This window comes from Massilia soli (genome assembly GCF_016809835.1).
In the GTDB taxonomy this organism is placed as follows: Bacteria; Pseudomonadota; Gammaproteobacteria; order Burkholderiales; family Burkholderiaceae_D; genus Telluria_A; species Telluria_A soli.
Genome location: NZ_JAFBIL020000002.1, coordinates 56,477 through 81,820 on the forward strand (window position 1 = coordinate 56,477; position 25,344 = coordinate 81,820).

At 58.3% G+C, this 25,344-nt stretch carries 26 protein-coding genes; 17 read left to right on the forward strand and 9 right to left on the reverse strand.

What is annotated here, in order from left to right:
• The first annotated feature begins 254 nt into the window (after nt 1–254).
• Nucleotides 255–1,766, forward strand: a complete 1,512-nt coding sequence (istA, locus tag I4X03_RS04650) for an IS21 family transposase (protein ID WP_223467571.1) — start codon at nt 255–257, stop codon at nt 1,764–1,766.
• A complete protein-coding gene (gene istB / locus I4X03_RS04655) occupies nt 1,756–2,562 on the forward strand; it encodes an IS21-like element helper ATPase IstB (protein WP_441295274.1) in 807 nt (268 codons plus the stop codon). Before istA ends, istB begins: the two co-directional genes overlap by 11 nt.
• Nucleotides 2,563–3,062: 500 nt before the next feature.
• On the opposite strand, the gene I4X03_RS04660 is transcribed toward istB, so the two are convergent.
• Together I4X03_RS04660 and I4X03_RS04665 are read right to left on the reverse strand one after the other, a co-directional pair.
• On the reverse strand, nt 3,063–3,737 hold the full coding sequence (locus tag I4X03_RS04660; RefSeq protein WP_223466430.1) for an SOS response-associated peptidase family protein: 675 nt from the start codon (nt 3,735–3,737) through the stop codon (nt 3,063–3,065).
• A 288-nt stretch (nt 3,738–4,025) separates the two neighbouring features.
• Nucleotides 4,026–4,664 carry a hypothetical protein gene (locus tag I4X03_RS04665; protein ID WP_223466432.1) on the reverse strand — a complete coding sequence of 213 codons (639 nt, stop codon included), beginning with the start codon at nt 4,662–4,664 and terminating at the stop codon, nt 4,026–4,028.
• 1,705 nt (nt 4,665–6,369) lie between these two features.
• Between I4X03_RS04665 and kleE the strand changes: the two genes are divergently transcribed.
• The 7 genes from kleE (at nt 6,370) to I4X03_RS04705 (ending at nt 11,071) form a co-directional block, all read left to right on the forward strand.
• On the forward strand, nt 6,370–6,681 hold the full coding sequence (kleE, locus tag I4X03_RS04675; protein WP_223466436.1) for a KleE stable inheritance protein: 312 nt from the start codon (nt 6,370–6,372) through the stop codon (nt 6,679–6,681).
• 24 nt (nt 6,682–6,705) lie between these two features.
• Nucleotides 6,706–6,999: a DUF3717 domain-containing protein gene (locus tag I4X03_RS04680; RefSeq protein WP_223466438.1), complete on the forward strand. Its 294-nt coding sequence runs from the start codon at nt 6,706–6,708 to the stop codon at nt 6,997–6,999.
• Between the two features lie 60 nt (nt 7,000–7,059).
• Nucleotides 7,060–8,163 carry a ribonucleotide-diphosphate reductase subunit beta gene (locus I4X03_RS04685; RefSeq protein ID WP_370660487.1) on the forward strand — a complete coding sequence of 368 codons (1,104 nt, stop codon included), beginning with the start codon at nt 7,060–7,062 and terminating at the stop codon, nt 8,161–8,163.
• 155 nt (nt 8,164–8,318) lie between these two features.
• The gene (locus I4X03_RS04690) at nt 8,319–8,624 is read left to right on the forward strand and encodes a TrfB-related DNA-binding protein (protein WP_223466440.1); all 306 of its coding nucleotides are present in this window, start codon (nt 8,319–8,321) and stop codon (nt 8,622–8,624) included.
• A complete protein-coding gene (locus I4X03_RS04695) occupies nt 8,621–9,613 on the forward strand; it encodes a ParB/RepB/Spo0J family partition protein (RefSeq protein ID WP_223466449.1) in 993 nt (330 codons plus the stop codon). Before I4X03_RS04690 ends, I4X03_RS04695 begins: the two co-directional genes overlap by 4 nt.
• Nucleotides 9,614–10,074: 461 nt before the next feature.
• Nucleotides 10,075–10,419 carry a KfrB domain-containing protein gene (locus I4X03_RS04700; protein WP_223466453.1) on the forward strand — a complete coding sequence of 115 codons (345 nt, stop codon included), beginning with the start codon at nt 10,075–10,077 and terminating at the stop codon, nt 10,417–10,419.
• A gap of 31 nt (nt 10,420–10,450) precedes the next feature.
• The gene (locus I4X03_RS04705) at nt 10,451–11,071 is read left to right on the forward strand and encodes an IncP plasmid survival protein KfrC family protein (protein WP_223466455.1); all 621 of its coding nucleotides are present in this window, start codon (nt 10,451–10,453) and stop codon (nt 11,069–11,071) included.
• A 53-nt stretch (nt 11,072–11,124) separates the two neighbouring features.
• On the opposite strand, the gene traM is transcribed toward I4X03_RS04705, so the two are convergent.
• The 3 genes from traM to I4X03_RS04720 are packed head-to-tail and all read right to left on the reverse strand — an operon-like array spanning nt 11,125 to nt 12,700.
• Nucleotides 11,125–11,556, reverse strand: coding sequence for a conjugal transfer transcriptional regulator TraM (traM, locus tag I4X03_RS04710; protein ID WP_223466457.1), 432 nt, complete (start codon nt 11,554–11,556; stop codon nt 11,125–11,127).
• Complete coding sequence (locus I4X03_RS04715) at nt 11,556–12,284, reverse strand: PRK13886 family protein (protein WP_223466460.1); 729 nt, start codon at nt 12,282–12,284, stop codon at nt 11,556–11,558. The genes traM and I4X03_RS04715 overlap by 1 nt, the downstream gene beginning before the upstream one ends.
• Complete coding sequence (locus tag I4X03_RS04720) at nt 12,284–12,700, reverse strand: TraK family protein (RefSeq protein WP_223466462.1); 417 nt, start codon at nt 12,698–12,700, stop codon at nt 12,284–12,286. Before I4X03_RS04720 ends, I4X03_RS04715 begins: the two co-directional genes overlap by 1 nt.
• Before the next feature lie 355 nt (nt 12,701–13,055).
• Between I4X03_RS04720 and traJ the strand changes: the two genes are divergently transcribed.
• The 8 genes from traJ to I4X03_RS04760 all read left to right on the forward strand — a co-directional run bounded on the left by traJ (nt 13,056) and on the right by I4X03_RS04760 (nt 23,510).
• On the forward strand, nt 13,056–13,427 hold the full coding sequence (gene traJ / locus I4X03_RS04725; RefSeq protein WP_223466466.1) for a conjugal transfer transcriptional regulator TraJ: 372 nt from the start codon (nt 13,056–13,058) through the stop codon (nt 13,425–13,427).
• 141 nt (nt 13,428–13,568) lie between these two features.
• A complete protein-coding gene (traI, locus tag I4X03_RS04730) occupies nt 13,569–16,130 on the forward strand; it encodes a TraI/MobA(P) family conjugative relaxase (RefSeq protein ID WP_223466470.1) in 2,562 nt (853 codons plus the stop codon).
• Nucleotides 16,127–18,106 (forward strand): type IV secretory system conjugative DNA transfer family protein, encoded by a 1,980-nt coding sequence (locus I4X03_RS04735; protein WP_223466481.1) that lies wholly within the window; start codon nt 16,127–16,129, stop codon nt 18,104–18,106. The genes traI and I4X03_RS04735 overlap by 4 nt, the downstream gene beginning before the upstream one ends.
• Nucleotides 18,103–18,639 carry a conjugative transfer signal peptidase TraF gene (traF, locus tag I4X03_RS04740; protein WP_223466491.1) on the forward strand — a complete coding sequence of 179 codons (537 nt, stop codon included), beginning with the start codon at nt 18,103–18,105 and terminating at the stop codon, nt 18,637–18,639. Before I4X03_RS04735 ends, traF begins: the two co-directional genes overlap by 4 nt.
• A gap of 93 nt (nt 18,640–18,732) precedes the next feature.
• Entirely contained in the window at nt 18,733–18,999 is a 267-nt protein-coding gene (locus I4X03_RS23275) for a hypothetical protein (RefSeq protein ID WP_223466493.1), read from the forward strand.
• A gap of 40 nt (nt 19,000–19,039) precedes the next feature.
• Nucleotides 19,040–22,759 (forward strand): zincin-like metallopeptidase domain-containing protein, encoded by a 3,720-nt coding sequence (locus tag I4X03_RS04750; protein ID WP_441295275.1) that lies wholly within the window; start codon nt 19,040–19,042, stop codon nt 22,757–22,759.
• 58 nt (nt 22,760–22,817) lie between these two features.
• Nucleotides 22,818–23,108, forward strand: a complete 291-nt coding sequence (locus tag I4X03_RS04755; RefSeq protein WP_223466499.1) for a DUF6388 family protein — start codon at nt 22,818–22,820, stop codon at nt 23,106–23,108.
• Between the two features lie 9 nt (nt 23,109–23,117).
• The gene (locus I4X03_RS04760) at nt 23,118–23,510 is read left to right on the forward strand and encodes a hypothetical protein (RefSeq protein ID WP_223466500.1); all 393 of its coding nucleotides are present in this window, start codon (nt 23,118–23,120) and stop codon (nt 23,508–23,510) included.
• A 9-nt stretch (nt 23,511–23,519) separates the two neighbouring features.
• Here I4X03_RS04760 and I4X03_RS04765 read toward each other — a convergent pair whose 3' ends face one another.
• From I4X03_RS04765 to I4X03_RS04780, 4 genes are read right to left on the reverse strand one after another with little or no spacing between them, the layout of a single operon-like run.
• The gene (locus tag I4X03_RS04765) at nt 23,520–23,735 is read right to left on the reverse strand and encodes a hypothetical protein (RefSeq protein WP_223466502.1); all 216 of its coding nucleotides are present in this window, start codon (nt 23,733–23,735) and stop codon (nt 23,520–23,522) included.
• 58 nt (nt 23,736–23,793) lie between these two features.
• Nucleotides 23,794–24,234, reverse strand: a complete 441-nt coding sequence (locus tag I4X03_RS04770; protein WP_223466504.1) for a hypothetical protein — start codon at nt 24,232–24,234, stop codon at nt 23,794–23,796.
• 1 nt (nt 24,235) lies between these two features.
• Nucleotides 24,236–24,673: an OmpA family protein gene (locus tag I4X03_RS04775; RefSeq protein ID WP_223466506.1), complete on the reverse strand. Its 438-nt coding sequence runs from the start codon at nt 24,671–24,673 to the stop codon at nt 24,236–24,238.
• 59 nt (nt 24,674–24,732) lie between these two features.
• The gene (locus I4X03_RS04780) at nt 24,733–25,335 is read right to left on the reverse strand and encodes a lysozyme family protein (RefSeq protein WP_223466508.1); all 603 of its coding nucleotides are present in this window, start codon (nt 25,333–25,335) and stop codon (nt 24,733–24,735) included.
• Nucleotides 25,336–25,344 lie beyond the last annotated feature (9 nt).

Sequence of the window (25,344 nt, forward strand, 5' to 3'; positions counted from 1 at the left end):
CTGATGTGGCTGGGGCGTAGGGATGCCGCGATTTTTGAGCGCTTGGCGACGAGAGGGGCGTGTCCAGTGACGATCGGGAACGAACCAGTGCTATTGGTGCGCGGCAGTGACAAGCTAACGCCATTTATTTCGTCTGATGTTGACGCTGGCCGAAAATTGACCCACTTTGAAGGTGTTTGCTGATCGAAAACTGACCCAGGTGTTCTACTTCTCCTGCCCAATTTTTGGGCGGGAGACCAAAGAGGATGATCACCATGGAAATGCTTGGGAAGGTTCGACGTCTACACCTGCGCGACAAATTGTCGTTGCATGAAATTGCAAAGCGGACAGGACTGTCTCGCAACACGGTTCGCAAGTGGCTGCGCACCGCCGAAGAGGTTGCTGAACCGGCGTATCAGCGCAAGCCCAAGCCGGGCAAGCTGACGCCGTTTCACGGCGTATTGGAGTTGGCTCTCAAGGCCGATGCCCATCGCATCAAACAGAATCGCCGCACCGCCAAGGCATTGTTTGCCGAGATCAAGGCGGCCGGGTACACGGGCGCCTACTGCCAGGTCACCGCCTTCATTCGTGCCTGGCGCGAAGCAGAAGGCAAGACGCCACGGGCCTTCGTTCCGCTCATCTTTGAGCAGGGCGAGGCTTTCCAGTTTGACTGGAGCGAGGAAGGCCTGGTTATCGGCGGCATCTACCGCCGGCTGCAGGTATCGCACATGAAGCTGTGCGCGAGCCGCGCGTTCTGGCTGGTCGCCTATCCGAGCCAGGGGCATGAGATGCTGTTTGACGCCCACACACGGTCCTTTGCTGCGCTGGGCGGCGTGGCACGCCGCGGCATCTACGACAACATGAAGACTGCCGTGGACAAGGTTAAGAAGGGCAAAGGCCGCATCGTCAATGCCCGCTTTACCGTCATGTGCGCGCACTACCTGTTCGATCCTGATTTCTGCAACGTGGCCTCGGGATGGGAAAAAGGCGTGGTCGAAAAGAACGTTCAGGACAGCCGGCGCCGCATCTGGATTGAAGCTCAGTCCCGCCCGTTCGGCACCTTCGCTGAACTCAATGCCTGGCTTGGTGAGCGCTGCCGGGCGCTATGGGGCGAGTTGCGTCATCCCGATCATCCATCGTTCAGCGTGGCTGAAATGCTGGCGCAGGAGCAGGGGCAGCTGATGCCCATGCCGACGCCTTTTGATGGTTACGTGGAAAAGCCCGCCAGAGTGTCGTCCACCTGTCTGGTGACGATCCAGCGCAACCGCTACTCGGTGCCGTGCGAGCTTGCCGGTCACATGGTCAGCACCCATCTCTATCCGACGCGCGTATGCGTGGTGGCCGGCGACGCGCAAGTCGCCGATCACGAACGCATCGTCGACCGAAAACAGGTTTGCTACGACTGGCAGCACTACATCCCTCTGGTTCAGCGTAAGCCAGGCGCATTGCGCAATGGTGCCCCGTTCGCTGACATGCCGGCGCCGCTGCAACGCCTCAAGCAGGGCCTGTTGCGCCATGCCGGCGGCGACAGAGTGATGGCGAAGGTGCTGGCGACCGTGCCGGTGGCGGGCCTGTCAGCAGTGCTGGTGGCAGTGGAACTGGTGATTGAATCGGGCGTGCTCAGCGCCGAGCATGTAGAAAACGTCCTGGCACGACTAACGGCGGTACCGGAGCCTGCACGAGTGGAAACCACGCTGGAACTGAAGGAGGCGCCGCTGGCCAACACCAGCCGCTACGACACCCTGCGAGAAGGCGACGTCGGCAGCATGGAGGTCAATCATGCGTGATGCGACCGCCGAACTCAAAGAGCTCCGCCTGCACGGCATGGCCAGTGCCTGGACTGACCTGCTGGCACAAGGGGAAAGCGCTGTGGCCACATCGAAATGGTTGATCGAGCACCTGCTGCGGGCCGAGCACACTGACCGCGCCCTGCGCTCAGTGAGCCATCAAATGAGCGCTGCCAAATTCCCCGTCCACCGCGACCTGGCAGGCTTTGACTTCGAGGCATCCAAGGTGGACCAGGCACTTGTGCGCCAGTTGGCCACGCTGACCTTTACCGACACGGCACAGAATGCAGTGCTCATTGGAGGACCAGGCACTGGCAAGACGCACCTTGCGACGGCTATCGCGGTCGCGGGCATCGCGGCGATGGGCAAGCGGGTGCGCTTCTACTCGACGGTTGACCTGGTCAACATGCTGGAACGCGAAAAACGCGAGGGAAAAGCAGGCAGGCTCACGCAGTCGCTGCTGCGCATGGACCTCGTCATTCTGGACGAACTGGGCTACCTTCCATTCAGCCAGGCCGGCGGCGCGCTTCTGTTCCACCTGCTCTCCAAACTGTACGAGCACACCAGCGTCGTCATCACCACCAACTTGAGCTTTGCGGAATGGTCGGCCGTGTTTGGCGACGCCAAGATGACCACGGCGCTGCTGGACCGGTTGACGCACCATTGCCATATCGTCGAAACAGGCAATGACTCTTACCGCTTCCAGCACAGCAGTATGGCCGCCAAGGGGCGCATCAAGGAGCGCGAGCAAAAGCGTAAGGCAGGGAAGGCGGTGCCGCAGCCAGATCCGTTCTGACGTTCATGTCAATGGATAATAAGATAAATCGTTTATATCGTTAAATGGTCACATCCGAAGCCAAAGGGGAATTCGCTGCGGGCTGCGCCCTACGCGCATCCCCCTTGTACTTTGGTACACTTATCCACAGCCGCTGCTTCAAACGCGGCACCCCGCCCCTGGGTCAAAATTCAATCAGCAGAGTGGGTCAGATTTCAATCAGCGCCAACAATCGAATCAGAGTTGCTGGCTGCCGATCACGAATCAAGGCGCAACGAACGGGCGCAGGAATTGGGGCACATTGCGGAAGACGAAAAGCGCGCTGCAGCGGATCGTCAGTACGCACGCGACGTGCTTGAGATGATGTCATATCCCGGCAGATCCTCGCGTAGCGCGTTGAAGATGAGTTGGATTGCCGGGAAAGTCGACATGGCTGCGCGAACGGGCGGTAGCGAGTAACGCCGTTTACCTGATAAGGCCTGGGAAGCTGGATGCCAGGCTGGACATGAGAAGCTCAGACTTCAGCCCGCTATTGGGCTGGCCAGACGCTGATCCTGGTTACGCACATTGCCGACGGCCTTGTCTACCATGTGCCACGCAAACGCTTCCGGCGGAACTCCAAAATTTGCTAGCATATGCGCAGCTTCGTCGGGCGGCAGGTCTGGCTTCATCCACATGGCGGCGTCGGCGACGCTGAGGACGATCGGGCGCCGGTCGTGCACGTCGAGGAGGCCGCCTTCGGCTGCTGCTGTGACGATGGTGAAGCCGTTGGCCATTTTGGAGTCTTCGCTGCCTTGTCCGAACAGTGCGGCCAGGTAGAGTGGGGCGTGGTCGATGCGGTGGATGTGCCAAGGCTGCTTCGCGCCTTTTTCGCCGGTCCATTCGTACCAGCCTTGCGCGGGAACGATTGCGCGGCCGGTTTTGAGCAGTGGCTTCCAGTAGCGGTTCGTTATTTTGTCGAGCCGGGTATTGATGGCCATCGGGATCTTGCCGGAGGCTTCGGCCCATGTGGAGCGGTAGCCCCAGTGGACGTCGTCCACGAATAGTGCGCCGTCGGTGAGGCGGAGCAGGGGCCTGAATGATCCAGGCGAGGCGTTGACTTTGTCTTCGGCCTGGCTGCGATTGAATACCTCGTCGGCCCAATCGAAATTGAGGATCAGTCTGCTGATGTCGTTCTGGTCGAGTCGGCCGCACATGGCCCCATTGTAGCGAAGGAAATTCAGGGGTCGCGCACCGCAGACTGCATCGAAGACGAAAGGCGAGGGACAGAAACCCGGTCTCTCGTAAGCCGAGCCCCGATCAATGCCGGGTGTCGGCCCCGCGGTCTTCCACACTCTAGCGCGCCTGTCTGCGCTTGGCGGAGTGCAGCTGCTGGCCGAAGGTTCCTTATTCATCGGTCCCCGTGAAAACACCCGGAAGTGAGACGGGCCTCCTTAAGTTCGATGCCTTGTATCAGAGTGGTACGTTTTTCCTTGGTGTCGCTCTTATTGGACTGAAGCTGAATCCTCTTCGACGGCCCGGCGATTCTGAACATCAACCAGACGCATGGCACGCCGCAGTTGGATGAACTCCCGGGTAGTAATCACGGTTACCGTTATTCCGAGCGGAAAAAAAACGATAGTTGAGTTAATCGCAATCGTCGTCGAAATCTTCCCAACGGTTAAAAGAAACCACGGGGTGAATGCGAGAAAATAGAACGCGCTGGCGCAGAGCAGATATGCCACGCTCAGGACCTTACGTCGTTTCTCTGTCGCGAAGAGAAATGAACTTGCGAACTGGAGCTGGCGCTTTCCGCGTCCTTCGACACTGGTTAAATATCCCCTGGACGCTTCATAGTCGCTTAAAGCCTGCACCGGGTCGGCAAACGCCATTAGATATTCTATGACCGAGGGCGGCATATCTTGATTCTTGCCTATAGCTTGAAATCCCTTTTTACGGGCGAACGCGTGCATCCCTGGGTTGTCTTCCAAGTCCTGGAAAAAGATCTTTGCGAACTTGTATTCTTCACGCAGCGCGTTTTTATTGCCATCAAAGTACTGCTTTATTGCGAGCCATAACGTGCTCGCACCGAGCGCTATTGTTGTAATAATTGGCGCAACCTTGAGCCACTGGTCAGTATCCATCCACTCCCTTAGCGATTATCGTCGCGAAGATCACTCGTGCTCATTCGCGGACCCTAATATCGATCGTTTTGCTTTGCCTAACGATCGTTCCTCATCAATGCGTCACCAACGTGACGCTTCGGCCACGCGTCGCAAATAATGCGTTGGGCCATTGCAAACGCGCAGTCGCGGTGCATGATCACGCGGGTTAGGACATCTGGTGTCGGCCAGGCGTCATACGAGACGACAGGGCCATCCGCCGCAGTCTTCAGTTCTTCGTTGCAGCAGAAGCAGCGCGCTTGCACTTTGAAGGGACTGCTTTCAAGCGCTGTTATGACAGAGATGTCAAAGGTCACGTTAATTCTCCATATTTTGTCGAAGTTTTACAGTCATTCGTTTTAAAATATCCAACATGCCCTGCCGCTCCAACACGAGTTCACAAATTTTCCGACTCACACCGTCCTCGTTCTGGGTCATGACACTCACGAACGTCAGTTCCTCGTGTCCGCCCCACCCATTCGGGTTCTGCTGAGCCGTTTGCGCAAATTGCAACCAACGACCTGAAACACAGCATTCAGCACGCCCATCCATTACGTTCGCGAGCTTGAGTCGCTCCAGCCTAGAAGTTTTTTAGGTTCGGTCACAATAATTTCCCTCGATGTGCCGGGCTCGCCGTTGTTTCTAGCGTAACACAGGCACAAATTGGAATTGAGGATGAACCTTTTAATTTCGCTTCGACTGGTCCGGGCATCGGCGTGCATTGACTGACTTTTGATGCATTAGAGGCCGAAAGACGAAAAGCGACGTCCGGGCCGAAACCCCGGTCTCTCGTGAACCGAGCCCCGATAAAGCCAGGATCTTGGCCCTGCGGGCTCGGCCCGGCGGCCTTGCGCTTCGCTCCAGCGCGCCTGTGGCGCTCGGCGGAATGCTGCTGCTGGCGGCGAGCAGGTGCGCCATCGGGGAGCATGAAAAACCCTGAAGTGAGGACGATCCGCTTCAAGGGGCGCGCCAGCGAAACCCGTGATGTCACGCCCATTGAGCCGCCGCTTGCGCTGTGAAGCCGGCAGTGGTTCGTCGCCGAGTCGGCGGGTGACATTGAGGGCTGCGCCAGCAAACCCAGCTGTCACAGCCCTCTAGCCGCCGCTAGCGCTAGATTAGGGCAGTTTTGCCCTAGACTGTTACCTGTACTCGGGTGTTTGACTTGGTCAACGGGCTTATCGGATAAGGAATATACGAAGAATGAACAGCAACATCAGGGGCGCGTGCTTGCAACCTGCAGGACCTCACTTTCAGCGGCCGAGCGGTGATGAAGTACGCGAAGTACTGCATCTTGCCGGTTTTACAGCTGGTCAGGCATCGAGAGCGGTCGGACTTGGTGCCCAAGGTGACCGGACTGTGCGGCGCTGGATCAGCGAAGAGTCGGCAATCCCCTATGCCTGTTGGGCTTTGCTATGCGAGTTCGCGGGTTTGGGCTGCATCTGGAAGAGCGATTGAAAGACGTTTGTACGCCAGGGGAAATTCATGAATGTGTATCAATGTTTAGCTATATATTTCGGCTAATTAGGACATTTTGCCCTATACTGTGTGTATGGACGAGGCACTTATGTCCTGATCGCGGAAGTACCCCGGAATGCTCGGGGGGCTTGGATTGAGCACTGACATACTCAGACGCAGGCGCGGATACCTGTACCTCCGTTGAACCTGGAAACCGGGAAAGGGTCAAGCCATGAAGAACGTCATCAAGTTTCCGGCTCCAGAGACCGTGCCGCCCACGACTACGGCAAGCCAGATTGTGCCTGTTGGCCCTGCAGAACAGGAGCGTGGCAATCTAGTCCTCAAAGCTATCTGGGTACTGACTGTCCTGCTGTGGCCTGTGCTCCGTTACGTCGTCATTCTCGATTGCGTCTACCAGTTCTTCCGCATGCTCTGGTTCTGGGATACCCCAGGCACTTACGCCGGGTTCACTTTCATGCTTCACTTTGCGGTTCTGACCGGCCTGACCTGGTTCGTTTCTGTGTATCAGCCAAAGGGTCTTTGATTGGTGGTTTAGCTGGAGAAAGTCATGACCGTCATCACGATCGTGCAACTTGAGTCTGCTATCAATCGCGCCCGGGATCAGCACCCTCCGATCGACTGTGTTTTGCACTGGAGCGTAAAGATGTTGGCCGAAGTCTATAGCCAGATGATCTACCAGAAAGCATCGACGTTAGAGCTGGACAACTTGCCGAATTCAATTAGGGATGAGGTATTCCTGTGGATACCTGGAGACGTCGAGCCTTTCGTTGCTGGAACCTCGCAGGCATGTTCCTATCGCACTGGTGATCCTGGCTTTGATTCATGTGAGGCGTGCCAGTAATACTGGTCCGGCTCGTGACGGCTGAACGCAATCTCTCATTTGTGTGCAAAGAAGACGATCATGTTGACTTGGGATGATGAACGACCTGGCCAGGAAGGGACAACTCCGGCTCAATCGATGCCATCGGACGGTGCGGGGTTGCTCGCCAAGCGTGTCAACGCCGATGACAAGCGCATCATCAACGGTAAGACTGACGTTAATCAGCTTGTCCCGTTCAAGTACAAGTGGGCATGGGACAAGTACTTGGCCGGCTGCGCGAACCACTGGATGCCACAAGAAGTGAACATGCAGCGTGACATCGAGCTTTGGAAGAATCCGGCCGGCTTGACGGATGACGAGCGTCGCTTGGTCAAGCGCAACCTTGGTTTCTTTGTGACGGCTGATTCCCTTGCCGCCAATAATATTGTGCTCGGCACTTACCGCCACATCACGGCACCCGAATGCCGCCAGTATCTGCTTCGCCAGGCTTTTGAAGAAGCGATCCATACACACGCTTACCAGTACATTGTTGAGTCGCTGGGCCTAGACGAGCAGGAGATTTTCAATGCCTACAATGAAGTGCCGTCGATCCGCGACAAGGACCAGTTCCTGATTCCATTTATCGATACCTTAACCGATCCGGCGTTTAAAACGGGTACGGTTGAGGCCGACCAAAAGCTGCTTCGCTCGCTTATCGTGTTTGCCTGCCTGATGGAAGGCTTGTTTTTCTACGTCGGTTTTACACAGATCCTCGCGCTTGGTCGACAGAACAAGATGACTGGCGCCGCCGAACAGTACCATTACATCCTGCGCGACGAGTCGATGCACTGCAACTTCGGCATAGACCTCATCAATGCCGTCAAGGGCGAGAACCAGGATTTGTGGACGCCCACCTTCCGTAAAGAGATCCGTACCCTGTTCTTGGACGCTGTTGAGCTGGAATACCGCTACGCGGAGGACACCATGCCGCGGGGCGTGCTGGGGTTGAACGCGGCGATGTTCCAGGGTTACCTGCGCTTTATTGCCAATCGTCGCGCAGTGCAGATCGGCCTCGATCCACTGTTCGCGAACGAAGCAAATCCGTTCCCGTGGATGAGTGAAATGATCGATCTAAAGAAGGAACGAAATTTCTTTGAAACACGCGTGACCGAATATCAGACCGGAGGTGCGCTGAGTTGGGAATGACCAGCTGCGAGGTGATGCAGCAAGCGTCACAGTAGACTTTAGCCGCTAAATTCATTTGAGATGTCAGTAAAGTTTCGCTAAATAATTGATATGATCGCTGGCTGACACCCGCAATTTTCAACCGAGGCGCGGAGCGATGACCATTGGGGAACCGGATGAAGAAGCGGGTAACCGAGGCACAGTTCCAGACAAGCATCATGGACCTGGAAGTAGGCCAGCAGACAATCGAGATAGCGCGAGGCGTCTTGGTGGAAGGGCTGCAGCAATCGAGCTTCGTAAGAACGCTGGGCCTGACCAGGGGCGCAGTATCGCAAGCCGTCAATCGGGTTTGGACGGCCCACCTGGAGAAGAGCCTGCCAGAAGGTTACGAGCGAGTCTCAGTGGTACTGCCAGAACAGCAGGCGTTCATCGTGAAGAAATGGGCACAGCAAGCCGCCTTGAAACGGGAATCCAAACAATGAAAATTGGTGCAGCAGCGCGGCAAACGGACCCGGCACCCGCCGCGGCGCCAGCGGAGGCTACAGCGGTACCGCGCGATCGCGGGCCGCTGATGATTTCGATCGACCTGATTGACGAGGACCCCGAGCAGCCGCGTTCGGCTGACAATCCCGGCTTCCGGCCGGAGAGCATCCAGGAGCTGGCCAACAGCTTTGGACCCAAAGGGCCGAAGACGCCATTGTCCCTGCGCGATAATCCTAAGGAGTCGGGGCGCTACATCATCAACCACGGTCATCGCCGTTTCCGTGCCTGCAAGGTCAAGAAGCTGGATGAGGTACCGGCATTCATCGACAACGACTACGACGTCGACGACCAGATCATCGAGAACATTCAGCGTGAGGGCCAGTCTCCGCGAGAAATTGCGGAGCGCATTGGCATCAAGCAGGCTGCGGGCGCGAAGAACAAGGACATCGCGGCACGCTGGGGCAAATCCGGATCATGGGTTACTCAGTATGCGACCCTGCTGGATCTTCCAGAGCCGATCGCAGCTGTGTTTAATGCCGGCCGGGCGAATGACGTCACCGTGGTCAACGAGCTCGTGACTGCCTATAAGGGCAATCCCGAAGAGGTCACGGATTGGCTGAGTGTTCCAACCCAGGAAATCAGCCGTGGCGAGGTCAGGCTGCTGCGCGAGTTCCTGGCTGAGAAGAACAAAGGAGGTTCAACCATGCGTGATCCAAATACGCTGGATATTGTCTTTGGTGAAACGGACGCTGAAGCCGACGAGGGCGCGCAAGGCGACAAGCCTAAGAAGGAAAAGGGACGCAATACTGACCCGGACAAGCTTAAAAAGGCGATCGTACAGGTCGAGCATGACGGACGTCCAGCTCGCCTCATGCTGAGCAAGCGCCCGCCGGCCGAAGGCTACGCATGGATCAAGTACGAAGACGATGGCCAGCAATTTGAAGCCAGCCTGACCGATGTGCGGCTCGTTGCTTTGATCGAAGGATAGGTGCTTTTCGACCATGCCGGCGTGTCGTCACGCCATCATGGTCGTGCATCTAGCAGGCGGCTCGCCATCACATTGCTGGGTCCAACATTTGCTATGTCAGACATCAAGAACTCGCACCAGCGAGTTTTTTTTCGCCTGATTAATTGGCCCGGGCGCGAACAGACACGCCAGCACCTGGCACTCCGCGGCCAGGAGGCACGTGCAAGGGAACAGACAACCAACTGCGGGGTCAGATGATTCGACCGGAGTGCAAAATTCGCTGTTGCTGCAGACAGTCAAGCCTTCCGGCAAGGAATAGGGTTTCAATGGATATGTCGGGTCGTCATCGATCCGGCAGAAGGCGGCAAAACAGCCTACGATTTCGCACTGCTTATGCTTTAATCGGCTAGAATGGCTTGCTTGATTGTAATCAAATCTCCTATGCCACCCGCCCGCATCCATCCAATTCGACGGAGACTGTCATGAAGCAGCGCCTTCTTGTAATGAACGGCCAGCGCCTTCTACAGATCGAGAAAGAGGGCCAGTGGGCGACTGATAAGGTGGAGAAGGCCGGGGCATTGAAGCCTGGCATCTACAACATTCACTTGGCCGTTCAGGCGGACAAAGCCAAGACGCACGAAGGGATGATCATCTACCATGACCACACGCATATTTATCAGCAGACCGGTAAATCATTCGTAAAGCACGCTCTCTCTGATTTCGATAAAGTACCTGAGATCGGCAGTAATTCCAGCATTAGATATGAGCAGGGCGCTGCTCAGTCGTCGCAGTCCACATCGCTCAAACTGGGCCGAGGAATCTCTTGATCGACTTTAGCCGCTAAAATCGGAGGCAGTCATGGATCAGAAGCAGAGGCACCTACAGCAACAAACGAGGCCCGGGCAGGCCGGCATTCAGGCCCAGGACGCCGAGGCCCAAGCCGACGGCTTGATGGAGCGAAGCCGGGAACTGCAGGTCGAGCAGGCCGCATTGGCCGAATTCAACACGGTTGAGGAATCGTACGGAACGGCGCTCGCGGTCCAGATCGAGGCGAAACATGACCAAGCTGAACGGATCGAGGACCGGCTTGAAAAGCTTATCGAACAGCAAGCATCAAAACTGCAGCAGTGCCGATCGGAACAGCCTGCCCTGATCGCGTTGCCTGGTGCACGTGCGCGCTGGCAGCAGAAATTGGAGCAGCAGCAGAGTACGATGCAGCGGTTACAGGGACGTCTGGAAGGAGTGCGTGAGATCAAGGATGGCATGAGCATCCACGGGCCGCGAATCGAGGAACTTGCAATTCGCAGGCTTCGTCATCAGGATCCTGGCTTGGCTTCGCAATGGGCCGAACTTCAAGAGGCTCAACGATTGAACCAGGCGCACCAGCGCCGGATGCAGAAAGAGAAAGAGCAGCGGGAGCAGCAGCGAACAGCTGCCGGATTGTCGCAGACGTTGACGATAAGCAATCGACTAGTCTAGCAAATTGACCGCGCTCGCGCGCGGCAGTCCAGCAGTTGCCGCTACGTGGTCGATCACGAACCAGCCCACAGCACGATCGCCGCAGCAAACAGCGTCGCGCACGACGCGAACACATTAAGCCAGGCGATCGTGCGGGCCTGTTGAACACGAAACGCAGACCCACTCAACGCCGTACTCACCTCGGCCGCCACAGCTGCCGCGGCCTTCTTAGCGCCGTCCTGCATCAGCTGCTCCATCGCACCTTTGCTGGCATCGAGTGCAGCATTCAGGATGCGCTCGGCCTTTTCCTTGGCGTCATTTCCCCAACGCTGGGACAGCAGTTCGAGCTCTTCCTTGAACTGGTCCAGCTGCACCTGGTGGGCCTTTGAGCTTTCCTGCATCAGCCTCAGATTAATCGTCTGCAGTACCAGGATCGGATCATCCCGGCCTACTACGATGCCGTGCTTCTCGGCGATCTCCCGTATTAAGGCGTCGAACTGGTCCATCAGAGCACCATGGAACTGTCAAGTTGTGCGAAGACTTGGGCCTTGATGATTTTCAGCCGTTGCCGGGTCATGATGGTCAGCGAGTCGAGCGCGAGCGCTTCATCGAAGGTCAGGCGCTGCTGCAGCATTTCGGACAGGTCGCGGCCATACGTTTCTTCCTTGAGGGTTGGAAGCCGCACGATCGCCGATACCCTGGCCTTGTTGTTCACGTACGCCTTCATCTGCTCAAACGACTTACCTTCATGTTCGATCGGGCCGTAGTACGGGTTCAGCCACACCACGAACATGGTGTTTTCGGGAAACTGCGTCACAAGCTGGTTGAACCCGCTGACGGTATCGACCAAGGCCTGACCCCCGGTAATGACAGTGTGGACCACCAGGTCGCGGCCCATCTCCGCCAACAACGCTGGTACCTGGTTGCTGATGAGGTAGTGCGAAAGCGGCACGAACGAGGATGCGCCATTGTCGATCACCACATCACCACAGGCGGCCGCGACCATTTCGATCAGCTCGTCAAAGCTGCGCGGGTTGATCTCGTCGTTCTCCATGATATTAAGGCGCTTAACGTTGAGGCCCTTGTAGCTATGAAAGGTTGCATTGACAGGATCCGTGTCGATATTCGTCGGCGCCAGTCCCTTGCTTGCCAGGTACTGCGCCAAAAACGCGGCGTCGGTCGATTTTCCGACTCCGCCTTTTCCCTGCAGCTTTATATGTACTTTCGGCTTCATCACATTAGCTCCTTAATGTTCGGTGCTGGGTTGAAGGTAAATCCGGCCGGTTCACTGGCGGCCGGCGCGGCTCGTTGGTGCGGGATGGGTTTCGACGGAACAGGTTTGTCAGCAGCATTGCGCAGATGCGCTTTCCGAAAGGTTGGGACGTTGGCGGCCTGGCTGGTCGCGAGCACAGGCTGGTCGACCGAGCGAAGGTAGCGGTTGACATAGTTAAGGAAGGTGTCATAACCGAACTCGATCCGTTTGCTGTCGTGCATATGTGCCCACACGGTTTTGACAGCGTACCCCTCATCCAGGGCCTGCCTCACATCGTCGCGCACGGCCAGGAATGCGACCAGGTTCTTGTCGCGTCTGGTCGGGGCCGGCCGGCGCTTTACCCACTCGGCCAGCTGTTCTGTATATGACTTAGCCATGTCGCCTTTCTTGCCCTACTGGATGTTGCTTTGTTTGGGTGTAACCCGCCTACGCTTGGGTCTAAGTATAGGCTCAGCTGCCGAAGTTTTCGCTATATCCGCTGAAAAAACTACCTGTTTTCTTGACGAAGTCGAGGTTAAATCGAAAGTCGGGTGGTACCCTGACTTGGCGTAATCGGCTCGTAGAGGCGGGCAGGATAGGTGAAGTTAGCTAACCAGCGGAGCTGGTTATCTATCTTCCCATTCCCTTATTCGCGCCTTCGGCGCTCAACGGGATCCTGCTCTGCGAGGCCAGCCGGCTGCCGCCGTCGATAAGCGTACGCAGCTTTAGCCGCTAAAGAACCTGGAGGCCGTCATGACGAAGAAGTCGTTAGGTCCGACTCGCGATCGGAAGCACTTACGCGTGCCAGTGCTGCCGGACGAGGAAGCGGAAATCAAGCGATTGGCGAAAGCCGCAAACAAATCCGTTGCCGACTATCTGCGTTGCGTTGGCCTTGGCTATGAAGTCCGGGGGATCTTGGATAACCGCCGCGTAGAAGACCTGTTGCGCATCAATGGGGACCTTGGACGTTTGGGTGGCCTACTCAAGCTCTGGCTGACCAACGACGAGCGAACGATGGCTTTTGGCGAATCGACCATTCGAGCGCTGCTATTCAAACTTGAAGCTACTCAAGACGAGATACATGCCGTCGTTCGCACGGTCGTGATGCCGCGTGCGGAGCGGTAGGAATTTTAGCCGCTAAAGGAGGGTGCAATGAAGGTTACCGAATATATGGATATTCGCGATCGCCTCGCGAACCTGCGGCTCATCTGAGAACAACATGTCAGCGTCGCGCCTCTCGCTGGTCTGTCCGCATTGGAGCTTGTCGTGATCGTCAAGCACATGCCTCTGACTGCGCCCCAAAAAAGCAGCTTTGGGCGCCTGGCAGATTACATCACTGATCCGCAAGAGAAGAACGTACGTGTTGGGATTGTGAGCCTTACCAACTGCATTTCCAATGACATCGATCTTGCCGTGCTTGAGATCCGTAACACGCAAGCACAAAACACCCGCTCGACCGCCGACAAGACCTATCACCTGATGGTCAGCTTTCGGGAGGGGGAGCAGCCGGACGATGCGACCTTGAAGGCGATTGAGGAACGTATCTGCAATGCTCTGGGCTTTGCCGGCCACCAGCGGATGAGCGCGGTGCATCACGACACCGACAACCTGCACGTTCACATTGCCATCAACAAGATCCATCCCAGCCGGTACACGATCCATGAGCCATTCAACGCCTATTACAAGCTGGGCCAACTAGCCGAGAAGCTAGAACGCGAGTTCGGACTGGAAGTCGACAACCATAAGCCCAACAAGACCGAAGCCGAAAATCGCACGGCCGACATGGAGCATCAATCTGGCGTGGAGAGCCTGCTGGGCTGGCTCAAGCGCGAATGCAAAGGGCAGATCGAGGGCGCGCAGTCATGGGAGAGCCTGCACCAGGTCATGCGCGAGAACGGACTGCAGATCCACGAACGGGCGAACGGGTTGGTTATTACCGCCGAGAACGGTGTCACCGTCAAAGCCAGTTCGGTCAGCCGCGAATTATCCAAGGGGAAGCTGGAGCAGCGTTACGGCGCTTTTCGGGCGGCGCCAGAACGGCTGGCGAGCGTGAAGTCACGGAATCGCTACGAAAAGAAGCCGGTGGCATCGAGGACCAACACGGTCGAACTGTACGCGCGGTACCAGACAGCTCAAGCGACCGCCAGCACGACCCGGGCCGACGAATGGGCGAAGGCCAAAGCGAAGAAGGACAGGCTGATCGAGGCAGCAAAGCGCAGCGGACGGCTCAAGCGCGCCGCGATCAGGCTCGTCAGCGCATCGGGCATCGCCAAGAAACTGATGTACATGGCAACCAGCAAATCACTCAAGGACGAAATCAACAATATCAACAGGACGTATCGCAATGAACGCCAGGAGATCTACACGAGGTTTCAGCGCCGGACGTGGGCTGACTGGCTGCGCGATAAGGCAATGGCCGGCGACGGGGAGGCCCTGGGCGCGCTCCGCGCGCGGGAATCTGCCACCGGCCTCAAGGGAAACACCGTCGCCGGCGAGGGTCGTACATCGGCTGCAGCCAGGCATTCCCAGCACGACAGCATCACCAAGAAGGGCACGATCATCTACAGCGTCGGCGCCAGCGCCGTCCGGGATGACGGCAACAAGCTCAAGGTGTCAAAGGGCATCGACGAGGCTGGGCTGCAAGCGGCCTTGCGGCTGGCGATGGAGCGATACGGCAACCGTATCACGGTCAACGGCTCGGCGGCTTTCAAGGAAAAAATTGCATGGGTGGCTGCTTCGGCGAACCTGCCTGTGACCTTCGATGACGAAGCCCTGGAGCGTCGTCGTCAGCAGTTGACCAACCCATCCACGACGAAGGAGAAGAGACATGGAAACGACAGTATCGGACGAGGACCTGTTGGCAGACGCGATGAGCAAGATCGACATGGCGACGCTAGAGCCGCATTCGCAGCCCGAAGCGGCGCCAGAAAACCCGGTGTCGGAGATTCCATCCGTCCCGAGTCCGACCCTGCAAGGGTTGCCAAAACAGCGCCGCCCGCCGCTCGCGACGGTGTGCGAGACATGCCCAAACTCGGTGTGGTTCAGCAGCCCGAGGGAGGTCAAGTGCTATTGCCGGGTCATGTACGTGGTGGTGTGGAGCACCAAGGACCCGAATCAGATCACGGGTTGCGACGGCCTGTTCATCGGGCAGGAAGAGTAGGCATCCCGCCCGCAGGCGGCGGCAAGCCCTCTGTCAGCCGGCCCGGCGCCGCCCGGCCGCCGGTGGACAACGACTCTCTGCAGCAGCTGCCACAAGTCGGTACCGACCAGGTCGGCATCCGGATGGAACCGGCCAAGTCCAGTGCTGCAACGAAGCCGCGGGTAAAGCGCATGGGCACGTCGCCGCCACCGGCCAGCAAGGACAGGCTACAGCGCTTGTCCCAACTCGGCGCCATCGCAATCGCTAGTGGTACGCCGGCAGCGAAAGTACCGTTCGCGCCGTTGCTGCCGGCTGTCCAGGTGACGTCAACGACACCGGCAGCGACGCCGCCGAAGGCAGGCGCGACGACGCGATTGACGGCTGGCAGGCAGGGTGCAGACGCAGCACATGCTGTTGCCAAGTATATCGCTGAGCGAGATCAAAAAAGGGCGCTTGGATTCGATATACCGAAACACGAACGTTATACTGGAGATAACGGCCTCACAGCAATCTATGCCGGCCTTCGCCGTGTTGATGGGCAAGCGATGGCTCTGCTCAGTACGGGTGAAGAAGTTCAGATATTGCCAGTGGACGAAGCCACGGCACTGCGCCTCAAGCGGATCTCGTTGGGAACGCAGTTGGACGTGTCCAGCAAGGGTGTCGTTAAAAGGAAAGGACGAAGCAGATGAACGACAGGTTCAACAACGCGGTTGGTCCCCAGGTGCGGACCAAGAGGCGGCGCCCGAACAAGGTCATACCGGCGCTCGCGACACTCACCCTCGGCGGCGGGATGCAGGCAGCAACGCAGTTCTTCGCGCACGACATGCGCTATCAGGCAGCACTGGGACCCCACATCGACCACATTTACGCGCCTTGGGGGATCGTCCAGTGGGCATCGAAGTGGTACGCCCATTATCCCGACGCTTTCATGCGTGCGGGAAGCGTCGGCATCACGTTCGCCGGGATCGGTCTGATCGGCCTCGTTATTGCGAAGATGGTTGCGTCCAATACCTCCAGGGCTAATGAATACCTGCACGGTTCGGCCCGCTGGGCGAACAAGAGCGACATTCAGGATGCCGGCCTGCTGCCGCAGCCGCGCAAGTGGCACGAAATTGCGCGCGGTGTCCAGGCGACGAAGAGCAGCGGCGTCTATGTGGGCGCGTGGGCGGACACGAGCGGCAAGCTGCACTATCTGCGTCATGAGGGACCGGAGCACGTTCTGACCTATGCACCGACGCGCTCCGGTAAGGGCGTCGGGCTGGTCGTGCCAACCCTGTTGTCCTGGGACGGAAGCGCGCTGGTGACGGACCTGAAAGGCGAGCTGTGGGCAATGACGGCCGGCTGGCGGCAGAAATATGCCAAGAACAAAGTGCTGCGCTTCGAGCCGGCCGATCCGAACAACGATGTATTCATTAACCCGATGGAGGAAGTCCGGCTGGGCACCGGGTATGAGGTTGGCGACGTGCAGAACCTGGCGACCCTGCTCGTCGATCCAGACGGGAAAGGGTTGGAAACGCACTGGCAGAAAACCAGCCAGGCTTTGCTTGTCGGCCTGATTCTGCATGTCCTGTACAAGGCCAAGAACGAGGGCACGCCGGGCAATCTTCCTCAAGTGGACTTCATGCTGGCCGATCCCAACCGCAGCACGGCAGAGCTGTGGATGGAAATGGTCACGTACGGTCATATCAACGGCCAGAATCATCCGGCCGTGGGATCGGCCGGAAGGGACATGATCGACCGCCCCGAGGAGGAAGCCGGATCGGTGCTGTCCACTGCCAAGTCCTTCCTCGCGCTGTACCGGGATCCCGTTGTGGCGCGCAACGTAAGCCGGTCGAGCTTCCGTATCAAGGACCTGATGAACCAGGACAGCCCGGTCAGCCTGTACATCGTCACCCAGCCGAACGACAAGGCGCGGCTGCGCCCCCTGGTGCGCGTGGTTATCAACCAGGTTGTACGGCTGCTTGCCGACAAGATGGAGTTTGAACGGATCAGCTCGACCATGCCGTTGTGGCGGCGCATGCTGGCGAAGATCGGTTTCAAGCGGGCCGCGACGACGTATGTGCGGACCAAGAAGAACTACAAGCATCGGCTGCTCGGCATGATCGACGAATTTCCGAGTCTTGGAAAACTCGAAATCCTGCAAGAAAGTCTGGCTTTTGTGGCCGGATACGGCATCAAGTTTTATCTGATCTGTCAGGACATCAACCAGCTAAAAAGCCGGGAAACCGGCTACGGCCCGGACGAAACAATCACATCGAACTGCCACGTACAGAACGCCTATCCGCCGAACCGGGTTGAAACGGCCGAACATTTGTCGAAACTGACCGGCACCACAACCGTGGCAAAGGAACAGGTAACCACCAGCGGCCGGCGTACCAGCGCCTTGCTCGGTCAAGTCTCGCGCACCATCCAGGAGGTCCAGCGTCCGCTGCTGACGCCTGACGAGTGCCTGCGCATGCCAGGGCCCAGGAAGGATGGCGAACTGATTGTCGAGCCGGGCGACATGGTGGTCTATGTGGCGGGCTATCCCGCCATCTACGGCCGGCAGCCGCTTTACTTCCAGGATCCCATCTTTACCGCGCGCGCCGCCGTGCCGGCACCGCAAAAAAGCGACGAGTTGCGGCCGACAAAAACTCGCCAAAATGAGGCGGGGATAACGATATGAAACCCACTTTCAAGAAGATCATCGCGGGAATCAGCCTGGCCGGTACCAGCGTCGTTGCGTTGGGCATGGTGTGCTACGCCGTAGGCGTGCGCGTCAACACGAGCAAGAGCATCCCGGTCGGTTTGTACTGGATCAGTGGCAAGCCGGTGGAGAAGGGCGAGTACGTGCTTTTCTGTCCCCCGCAAGTTGGCGTCATCGAGGAAGCGAAACGCCGGGGCTACCTGGCGGCGGGATTCTGCCCCGGCAATTACGGCTACATGATGAAGCGAATTTTAGCGGCCAAAGGCGATCACGTGACCATTGCCGCCGATGGCGTGCGAGTCAACGGCGAATTGCTGCCACATAGCGCGCCACTTTCACAAGACGGCGCCGGCCGCCCACTGCCACGTTTCCAGGCCACCAATTTCGTGATCGGCAACACGGAAGTGCTGCTCATGTCCGACCTGAGCGGTACGTCGTTCGACGGCCGCTACACCGGGCCGATCGGGCGCTCGCAAATCAAGACCGTTATCGTTCCGGTCCTCACGTGGTAGGAGGAGTGCGAACAGAGGTACCCCAACAGCAAGCGCCGACCGGACGACAGCAAGGTTACAGCCGCAGTTTAAACCCACCACCAGGAGCCAATCATGAGCAACGACACAACGACTTTCCAGGCTGATCCAGCCGACCCTGCCGACAACCTGCACGGGCTGGCCATCACCGACGAAGAGCGCCTTTTTATCGTCGTTCAGCAGGACGCGACAACGACAAGCGAGAGCGCGCGCAGCAAGCTCGCGGACGCCATGACGCCAGGTTTTCAGGCCGAGTTCGATCCGGTCGAAGCGGAGGCCGCCGGCGCCTTCCAGGAAAGTGCGCTGAGCGAGGTCGACGCGATCGAAAGCACCCACGACTAGCGCGCCGGCAGATCAACTCATCGGAACCAAACGGAAGGGAATCGAAATGAAAAACGATCAAAAGCCGTTCTACGAAACCGTCGCCGAGAAGCTTATCGAGCAGCTGCGCGAAGGCACCGCGCCGTGGCAGAAACCGTGGGAGCCGGGCGAGGTCGGCGCGTTTATGCCCATCAATCCCACAACTGGCAAACGCTACAGGGGAATCAATGCACTGCAGCTCATGAGCGAGGGTCGATCGGACCAGCGCTGGTTGACTTACAAGCAGGCTGAGGGGCTCGACGCCCAGGTGCGCAAGGGCGAGAAGGGCACGCCGATCCAGTACTGGAAATTCACCGACGAGCAGAACAAGATGGTGGATGGAAAGCAGGTTTTCGACAACAGGGGTGAACCTGTGAAGGAAACCGTGATGCTGGAACGGCCGCGCGTGTTTTTGGCGACCGTGTTCAATGCCGAGCAGATCGACGGGCTGCCGCCACTGGCGCCGCGTATGGAACAAAGATGGAGCGCCCAGGAGAATGCCGAGCAGATCCTGCGGGCATCGGGCGCTACATTTCGCCAAGGCGAACATGATCGCGCTTTCTACCGCCCATCGAGCGACAGCATTCACCTGCCGGCGAGAGAACAGTTCGCGACGGCGGACAACTACTATGCGACGGCCCTGCACGAGCTGGGTCACTGGACCGGCCACAGCACGCGTCTGAACCGCGACCTGGCGCATCCCTTCGGCAGCGAAGGCTATGCCAAGGAAGAGCTGCGCGCGGAGATAGCCAGTATGATCCTTGGCGACGAACTTGGTATCGGACACGATCCTAAGCAGCACGCCGCCTACGTTGGGTCTTGGATCAAGGCCCTCCAAGATGACCCGCTGGAGATCTTTCGGGCAGCGGCCGATGCTGAAAAAATTCAGGAGTACATCATGGGCCTGACGCAGAAGCAAATCGAGCGGGAAAATCTTGACATCGCCAGCAACCTGCGGGAAATCAGGAATGCGTACATCAGGTCGGCTGCCGTGGATCAGGCGCGCCATACGTTTGCTGCCGAAGTGACCGCCCTTGAAAAGCTCGATGCGGCCATCGATGCAGGGCTGGCCGAGGCTGTCTCTATACCACCCGAATGGACCGGCGGCACCCAGATATTGGGTATGATCGAAGACAATGTCGAGGCTAAATCGGATCAAATACCGAGTTATTATCGCCTCACAGGCGAAAGGCCAGATGGATCATACGAAACAATGGCCGATTATTTGGAGCTGGCGAACGCAAACGAGCTAGAGGCCCGTCTGCGTGAAATTCACCAGCTGGCCGAATCCGTGCAGCTGGCGCGCCAGCCGATCATGCCTCCGGCGGACGATTCGAAAGCGCTTGCTGGGGCCACTAGCGCCGATCGTGCCGAAGCGTGGACGCTGGCGCGCATCGACACGGGCAAACTGGCGCGTTCCCTGGACGGGGCTACCTTGGCACAGCTCCAGCGTGTCCATACCATCTTTGCTGACATGGAGCCGCTATCGGCAGACACCAATTCGTTCTGGCAGCGCCATGAGTTGCCGCGGGACGTACCAGCGTTGGCTGACCAGATTGAGAGTGCCAAAAAGCTGGTAACAGTACGTCAGTCCGATGCCGTCGTTGCCGCCGCCAGGCTTGATCTAGTTTCGGGCGAAGCCGTTGACCGCGAGCGTCTCGGCGCTGCGCTGGATCGCGAGGCCAAGGGGAACCTTGGCTTCGTACTGCCGCACGATTGGACCGGCCGCACGTACGTTCGGGGCAACGTCACTGAGGAAGTGGATGGCAAGCTGATTGTGTCGATGGCGGAAGCAAAGGGCGTAGAGGCCGAGTCATGGGGCGTGTACGCACAGGTCAGCGACGGATTGTACGAATTCCTGGACGACCGGCCGACCGAGCAACTGGCTGACGATCTGGCCGAACGCCTGGCCGTGATCGATGCTCGCTCCACTGTCAGCGAGCACGAGAAGGCGGCCAAGCTGGCTCGCATTAATGAACAACGGGTTCGTCGCAACCCGGACAGTACAGACGAGGACATTTCAGCGGCTAAAGAAGCCCGGAAGAACGCCGAGTTCGTTGCCAGCACCAACGACGCCGAACTGCAGCGGAGGATCGAGCTTGAAGAGCTCCAGCGCACCCAGCAGGCCGCGCCGGTCGACGCCCACAAGGCTGCGCCGAAAAACCTGATCTCTGTGCCCTACAAGGAGAAGGAAGAAGCGAAGGCGAAGGGCGCCAAATGGGACCGCAACGAACAGTCCTGGTACGTTCCTCAGAACATAGATCCGGCTCCGTTCGCCAAATGGGCGCGGAAGCCGTCCCAAAGGGCGCCAGGCGAGGCGCAAGCGCCGGCGGCGGCCGAAGCACAGCCCTCCGCCGCGAAAGCCGCGGAGGGCCGCATTTACCTTGCGGTGCCGTACAGCGAACGGATGGATGCCAAGGCGGCCGGTGCCGTGTGGGACAAGGTAGCCAAGTCGTGGTACGCCGGTCCCGACGCTGACATGGCGAAGCTGGACAAGTGGAAGCCTGAGAACGTGCCGGCGCAACAGACCCCGGCGATGACGCCAAAGGAGGAGTTTGCCGAGGCACTGACATCGATCGGCTGCATCATCAGTGGTGAGCATCCTGTTTTGGACGGCAAGCCGCACCGTATCTCGGTGGAGGGCGAGAAATTCAGCAAGAATTCCGGCTCCGGCTTTTACGTTGGGCACATGGACGGTCACCCAGCCGGCTACATGAAGAACAACAAAACCGGCGAAGAACTGACCTGGAAGTCGAAGGGTTACACACTGTCCGCCGAAGACAGGGCGCAGCTGGCGGCCGAGGCGGCGCAAAAGCTGCAGCAGCGCGAGGCCCATCAGAGCCAGCTGCAGGAGCAGGCCGCAAAACGGGTCGCGACGCAGCTGCGCAAACTGGACCCGGTCGAACATGCCACGCCGTACATGCTGGCCAAGGGCATCGAGCCGCAAGCCGGGGCTTTCACTGACAAAGATGGCAAGAAGACTTACCTCCCAGCGGTCGACGTCGATGGCAAGCAGTGGACCATGCAGTACATTCAGGCCAACGGGACCAAGCGCTTCGCCAAGGATAGCCGGAAGGAGGGGTGTTTCCACGTAGTCGGCGGTGACCTGGACGACTTGGCAAAGGCGCCCGCGATCGTCGTTGGCGAAGGGTATGCCACCATGTCCGACGTGACCAGGTCGCTCGGCTTTGCAACCGTCTCGGCATTCGACTCGGGCAACCTTATCCAGGTGGCGCAGGCCCTGCACCAAAAATTCCCGGGCAAGCCAATGGTCATTGCCGGAGACGACGACCGCCATCTGGAGCTCACCCTTGGCGTCAACCCTGGCCGGACCAAAGCCGAGGAAGCTGCCGACCTTGTCGGCGGCAAGGCACTGCTGCCCGTCTTCGCGCCAGGGGAGGCCAGCTACCCGGCCGGGCTAGATCCAGTCACGCCCGACTCCTACCGTGAACACCAGAAGACTGGTAACACGCTCAGCGGCGAGCAGCTGGCGGCGATCGAGCAAATGAAACGGCACACCGACTTCAACGACGTCGCCAACCGGAGTGCGCTTGGGCGTGAAGGGGTCGATCGCCAGGTGCGCTCCTTCGTTGATGTCGTGATCGCGAAGCACCACGGCGTGCAGGTCGACCAGCTGCAACCACTCGACCAGATGGACGTCCAGCAACAGGAGCAAACAAAAGTGCAGCCGCTCCAGGATGACAAGCCGAAACGTCAGCGCAAGGTGGCCAAGGTTGCGTAATGATCGCCAGGCGGCTATTCAGCGCCGCCTGGTTCGTCTAACAATTAGAGGACACATCATGAACCTTACCGAAGAACAGTTAGCAAAGGGACGAAAGCGATTCCTGGAGGGATACCCCAAGATCAGGTTATATATCGATGCGTTGACTCAACAGGAAGCAGACGCAATGGGTATTACGCTCGAACGTCTACGCGAAACCGAAACGATGCGTTATCTGCGCAAGGTGGCGGACGCAACCGGAATCGATTCGACGGAGCTATTCTGGAGTGGTATTGCCGACACTGCCGAAGAACTGGGCCAGATGCTGGAACGCCAGGAAGCGGCGATGAACCTGCACCTCGAAATTTAGTGGGGAGTCATGACGTCAATGGTGGACTACCTGGCCACTGCCCAGCGCTGGCGTGAACAGTGGGACTATACCGGCCGCGGCGGCGTCGTCGTGGTGAATGACGGTAAGGTGCAAAGCTGGGTGAAGGAGTTGCGCACCCCGTATGATTGGCAACCTGGCTGCGTCGCAGTTGATGAGGACGGCAAAGGATGGAAAGCCATCGCCGGTACCGCAGAGGATGGCGCATTGATGTGGTTGCCAATCGACCCGATCGCAGCTAGAAGGGGAAGCGCAATGCTTCGTGATTTCCTATTCGTTCGTGTGCATGTCCCACATGTCTACCGCCGCTTGTGCGCCGGAGTGGTCGAAGCCCAATTTACGAAGTCGTTTGTACATGCTACCCGAGAACAGTCCCAAGTCTAAGGTTTCGTACTAGCTGTGCGCGTTTGCGCCACCAGTATTTAAGCGGTAGACCGCGCAGGCCTGGTCATGCCGGCGTTCGCACTGGTCTTGGTGTGAGCAGTCGTAATCGCTCTGCGAGTAGCCGGCGACGTCGCCAATGCAGGCGATCGCCGGTAATGTCTGCCTGGTGACGACGACCCGGACGCCGATCGCGGGGCAGGAATACGAATATTTTTTTGTCAGCATGGCTGATGCTCCTGAGTATGTGGAGCCATCAGCATGTCGTCACGACAGGAAACGCTGGTTACTTTTGAAGAAATTTGTGCATCAGATAGGCCGGCCACAGCCAAGCGTGAAAGAGGCGAAGCCAGAGTCGGTCGTTCATGTTCAATCCCGTCAAATCCGAGGCCGTTGGCACTCCGGCGCGGTTCAGGACGAAGAAGCCAATGCCTTGGTAAAAGAACAAGCTCCAGAAGACTAGCTTGGAAGCCGGCGCGTAGTACATCCATGCCAGAAGCAGCCCCAAGTTCACCAAGTGGATCGTCAGCGTCCGCGACCGTGAGCCGTATTTGGTCGCCTGGCGTTGTTGCTCTTCCATTGGGGACATGATCGCGCGATCGAGCATTTCGAAGGTTGTTAGTTCTTTTCGTTGCTCGTAGATTGGCCATAACCATCGAATGAGTCGATACGCCAGGTAGCCGCAGAAAGCCAGCAAAAGCAATGTCGCAAGGTCACGGGTGTCCATTCTAGTATTCCTCCTCGTTCCCCAAATGGATAATGTCTATCTCGACGCGCTGGTTCAACTCACGGCCGGCAACAGTCGAATTGTCAGCTACAAAATCGGCCGCTGACACGTAGTTGAGCGTGATCTTTAACGGCGAGACACCGCGCTCGATCAGATAGGCGCGAGCCGAGATCGCTCGGGCGAGGGCTAGAGCTTCATCCTTCGTGGTCGGCTTCGCGGTGCTCGTGCGGCCACGAATTGTAACCAGCGCGGCGGTCGGCGCGCTTGCCAAGAGCGCGATCCCTTCTATATTTGGGGTAAAACGGGCACTGCCGTTCGCAAATGGCACATACACCGTTGTGGAAACCGGTATACCTGCATACTCGTTCGATTGCGCATGCGCGGCCAAGGCGACAGGCAGGAGAATCAGGCCAATGGCAAGTGACTTGGTACTACGCATACTGACTCCTTGTAGAGCGAGGTGGCGGTTCATGTTTAGCCGCTTAAGACGATAGTGCATCAGGGTTCGGCGCTGACCAGCAGCTTGCGTGGAACGTAACTCGGTGTCGGCCAGATCCGCGGCGACGCTTGCGGCTTGGCTGCAGGGGCTGCAGGGGCTGCAGGAACTGCAGCCACGATCGTTACCGGCACCCGTGCCGCCCGCTGTTGGGTATCAGGCGCAAGCACATTGTGGGTCGGGAACCGCGCCTCAAGCCAATCGGCCCACTTAACCGCGCGACGTATCAGGTCGGCACGGTACACGGCGTTGATCGCTGGCGTGCGCGAATGATAATTAGATGCGCGTGTCCAAAGATCGCCGGAATCCTTTTTGATGTGCATTCTGATCCGCCAGGCGGCCAGGTCATGCGAATAGCAGCCCGCAGCGGCCACATGCTCTGGCTTGATCCCGTAGCGCGCCAGGTCCGCCAAATACCTGGTGTTCGCCTGCATATAACCCACGTCATATGTCCCGTTGCTATTGCGAACCCACTGCCCAGGTTTGCCGCCTTCTTTCTCGTCCACCGCCAAGACGACGTTTGCCGCTACCTCGTACTTGACAGCGGCCGAGATTGAGCACACCACCCGTTCCTGCATTTGGGGAGGAAGATCGAGAAATGGCATGATTTACCC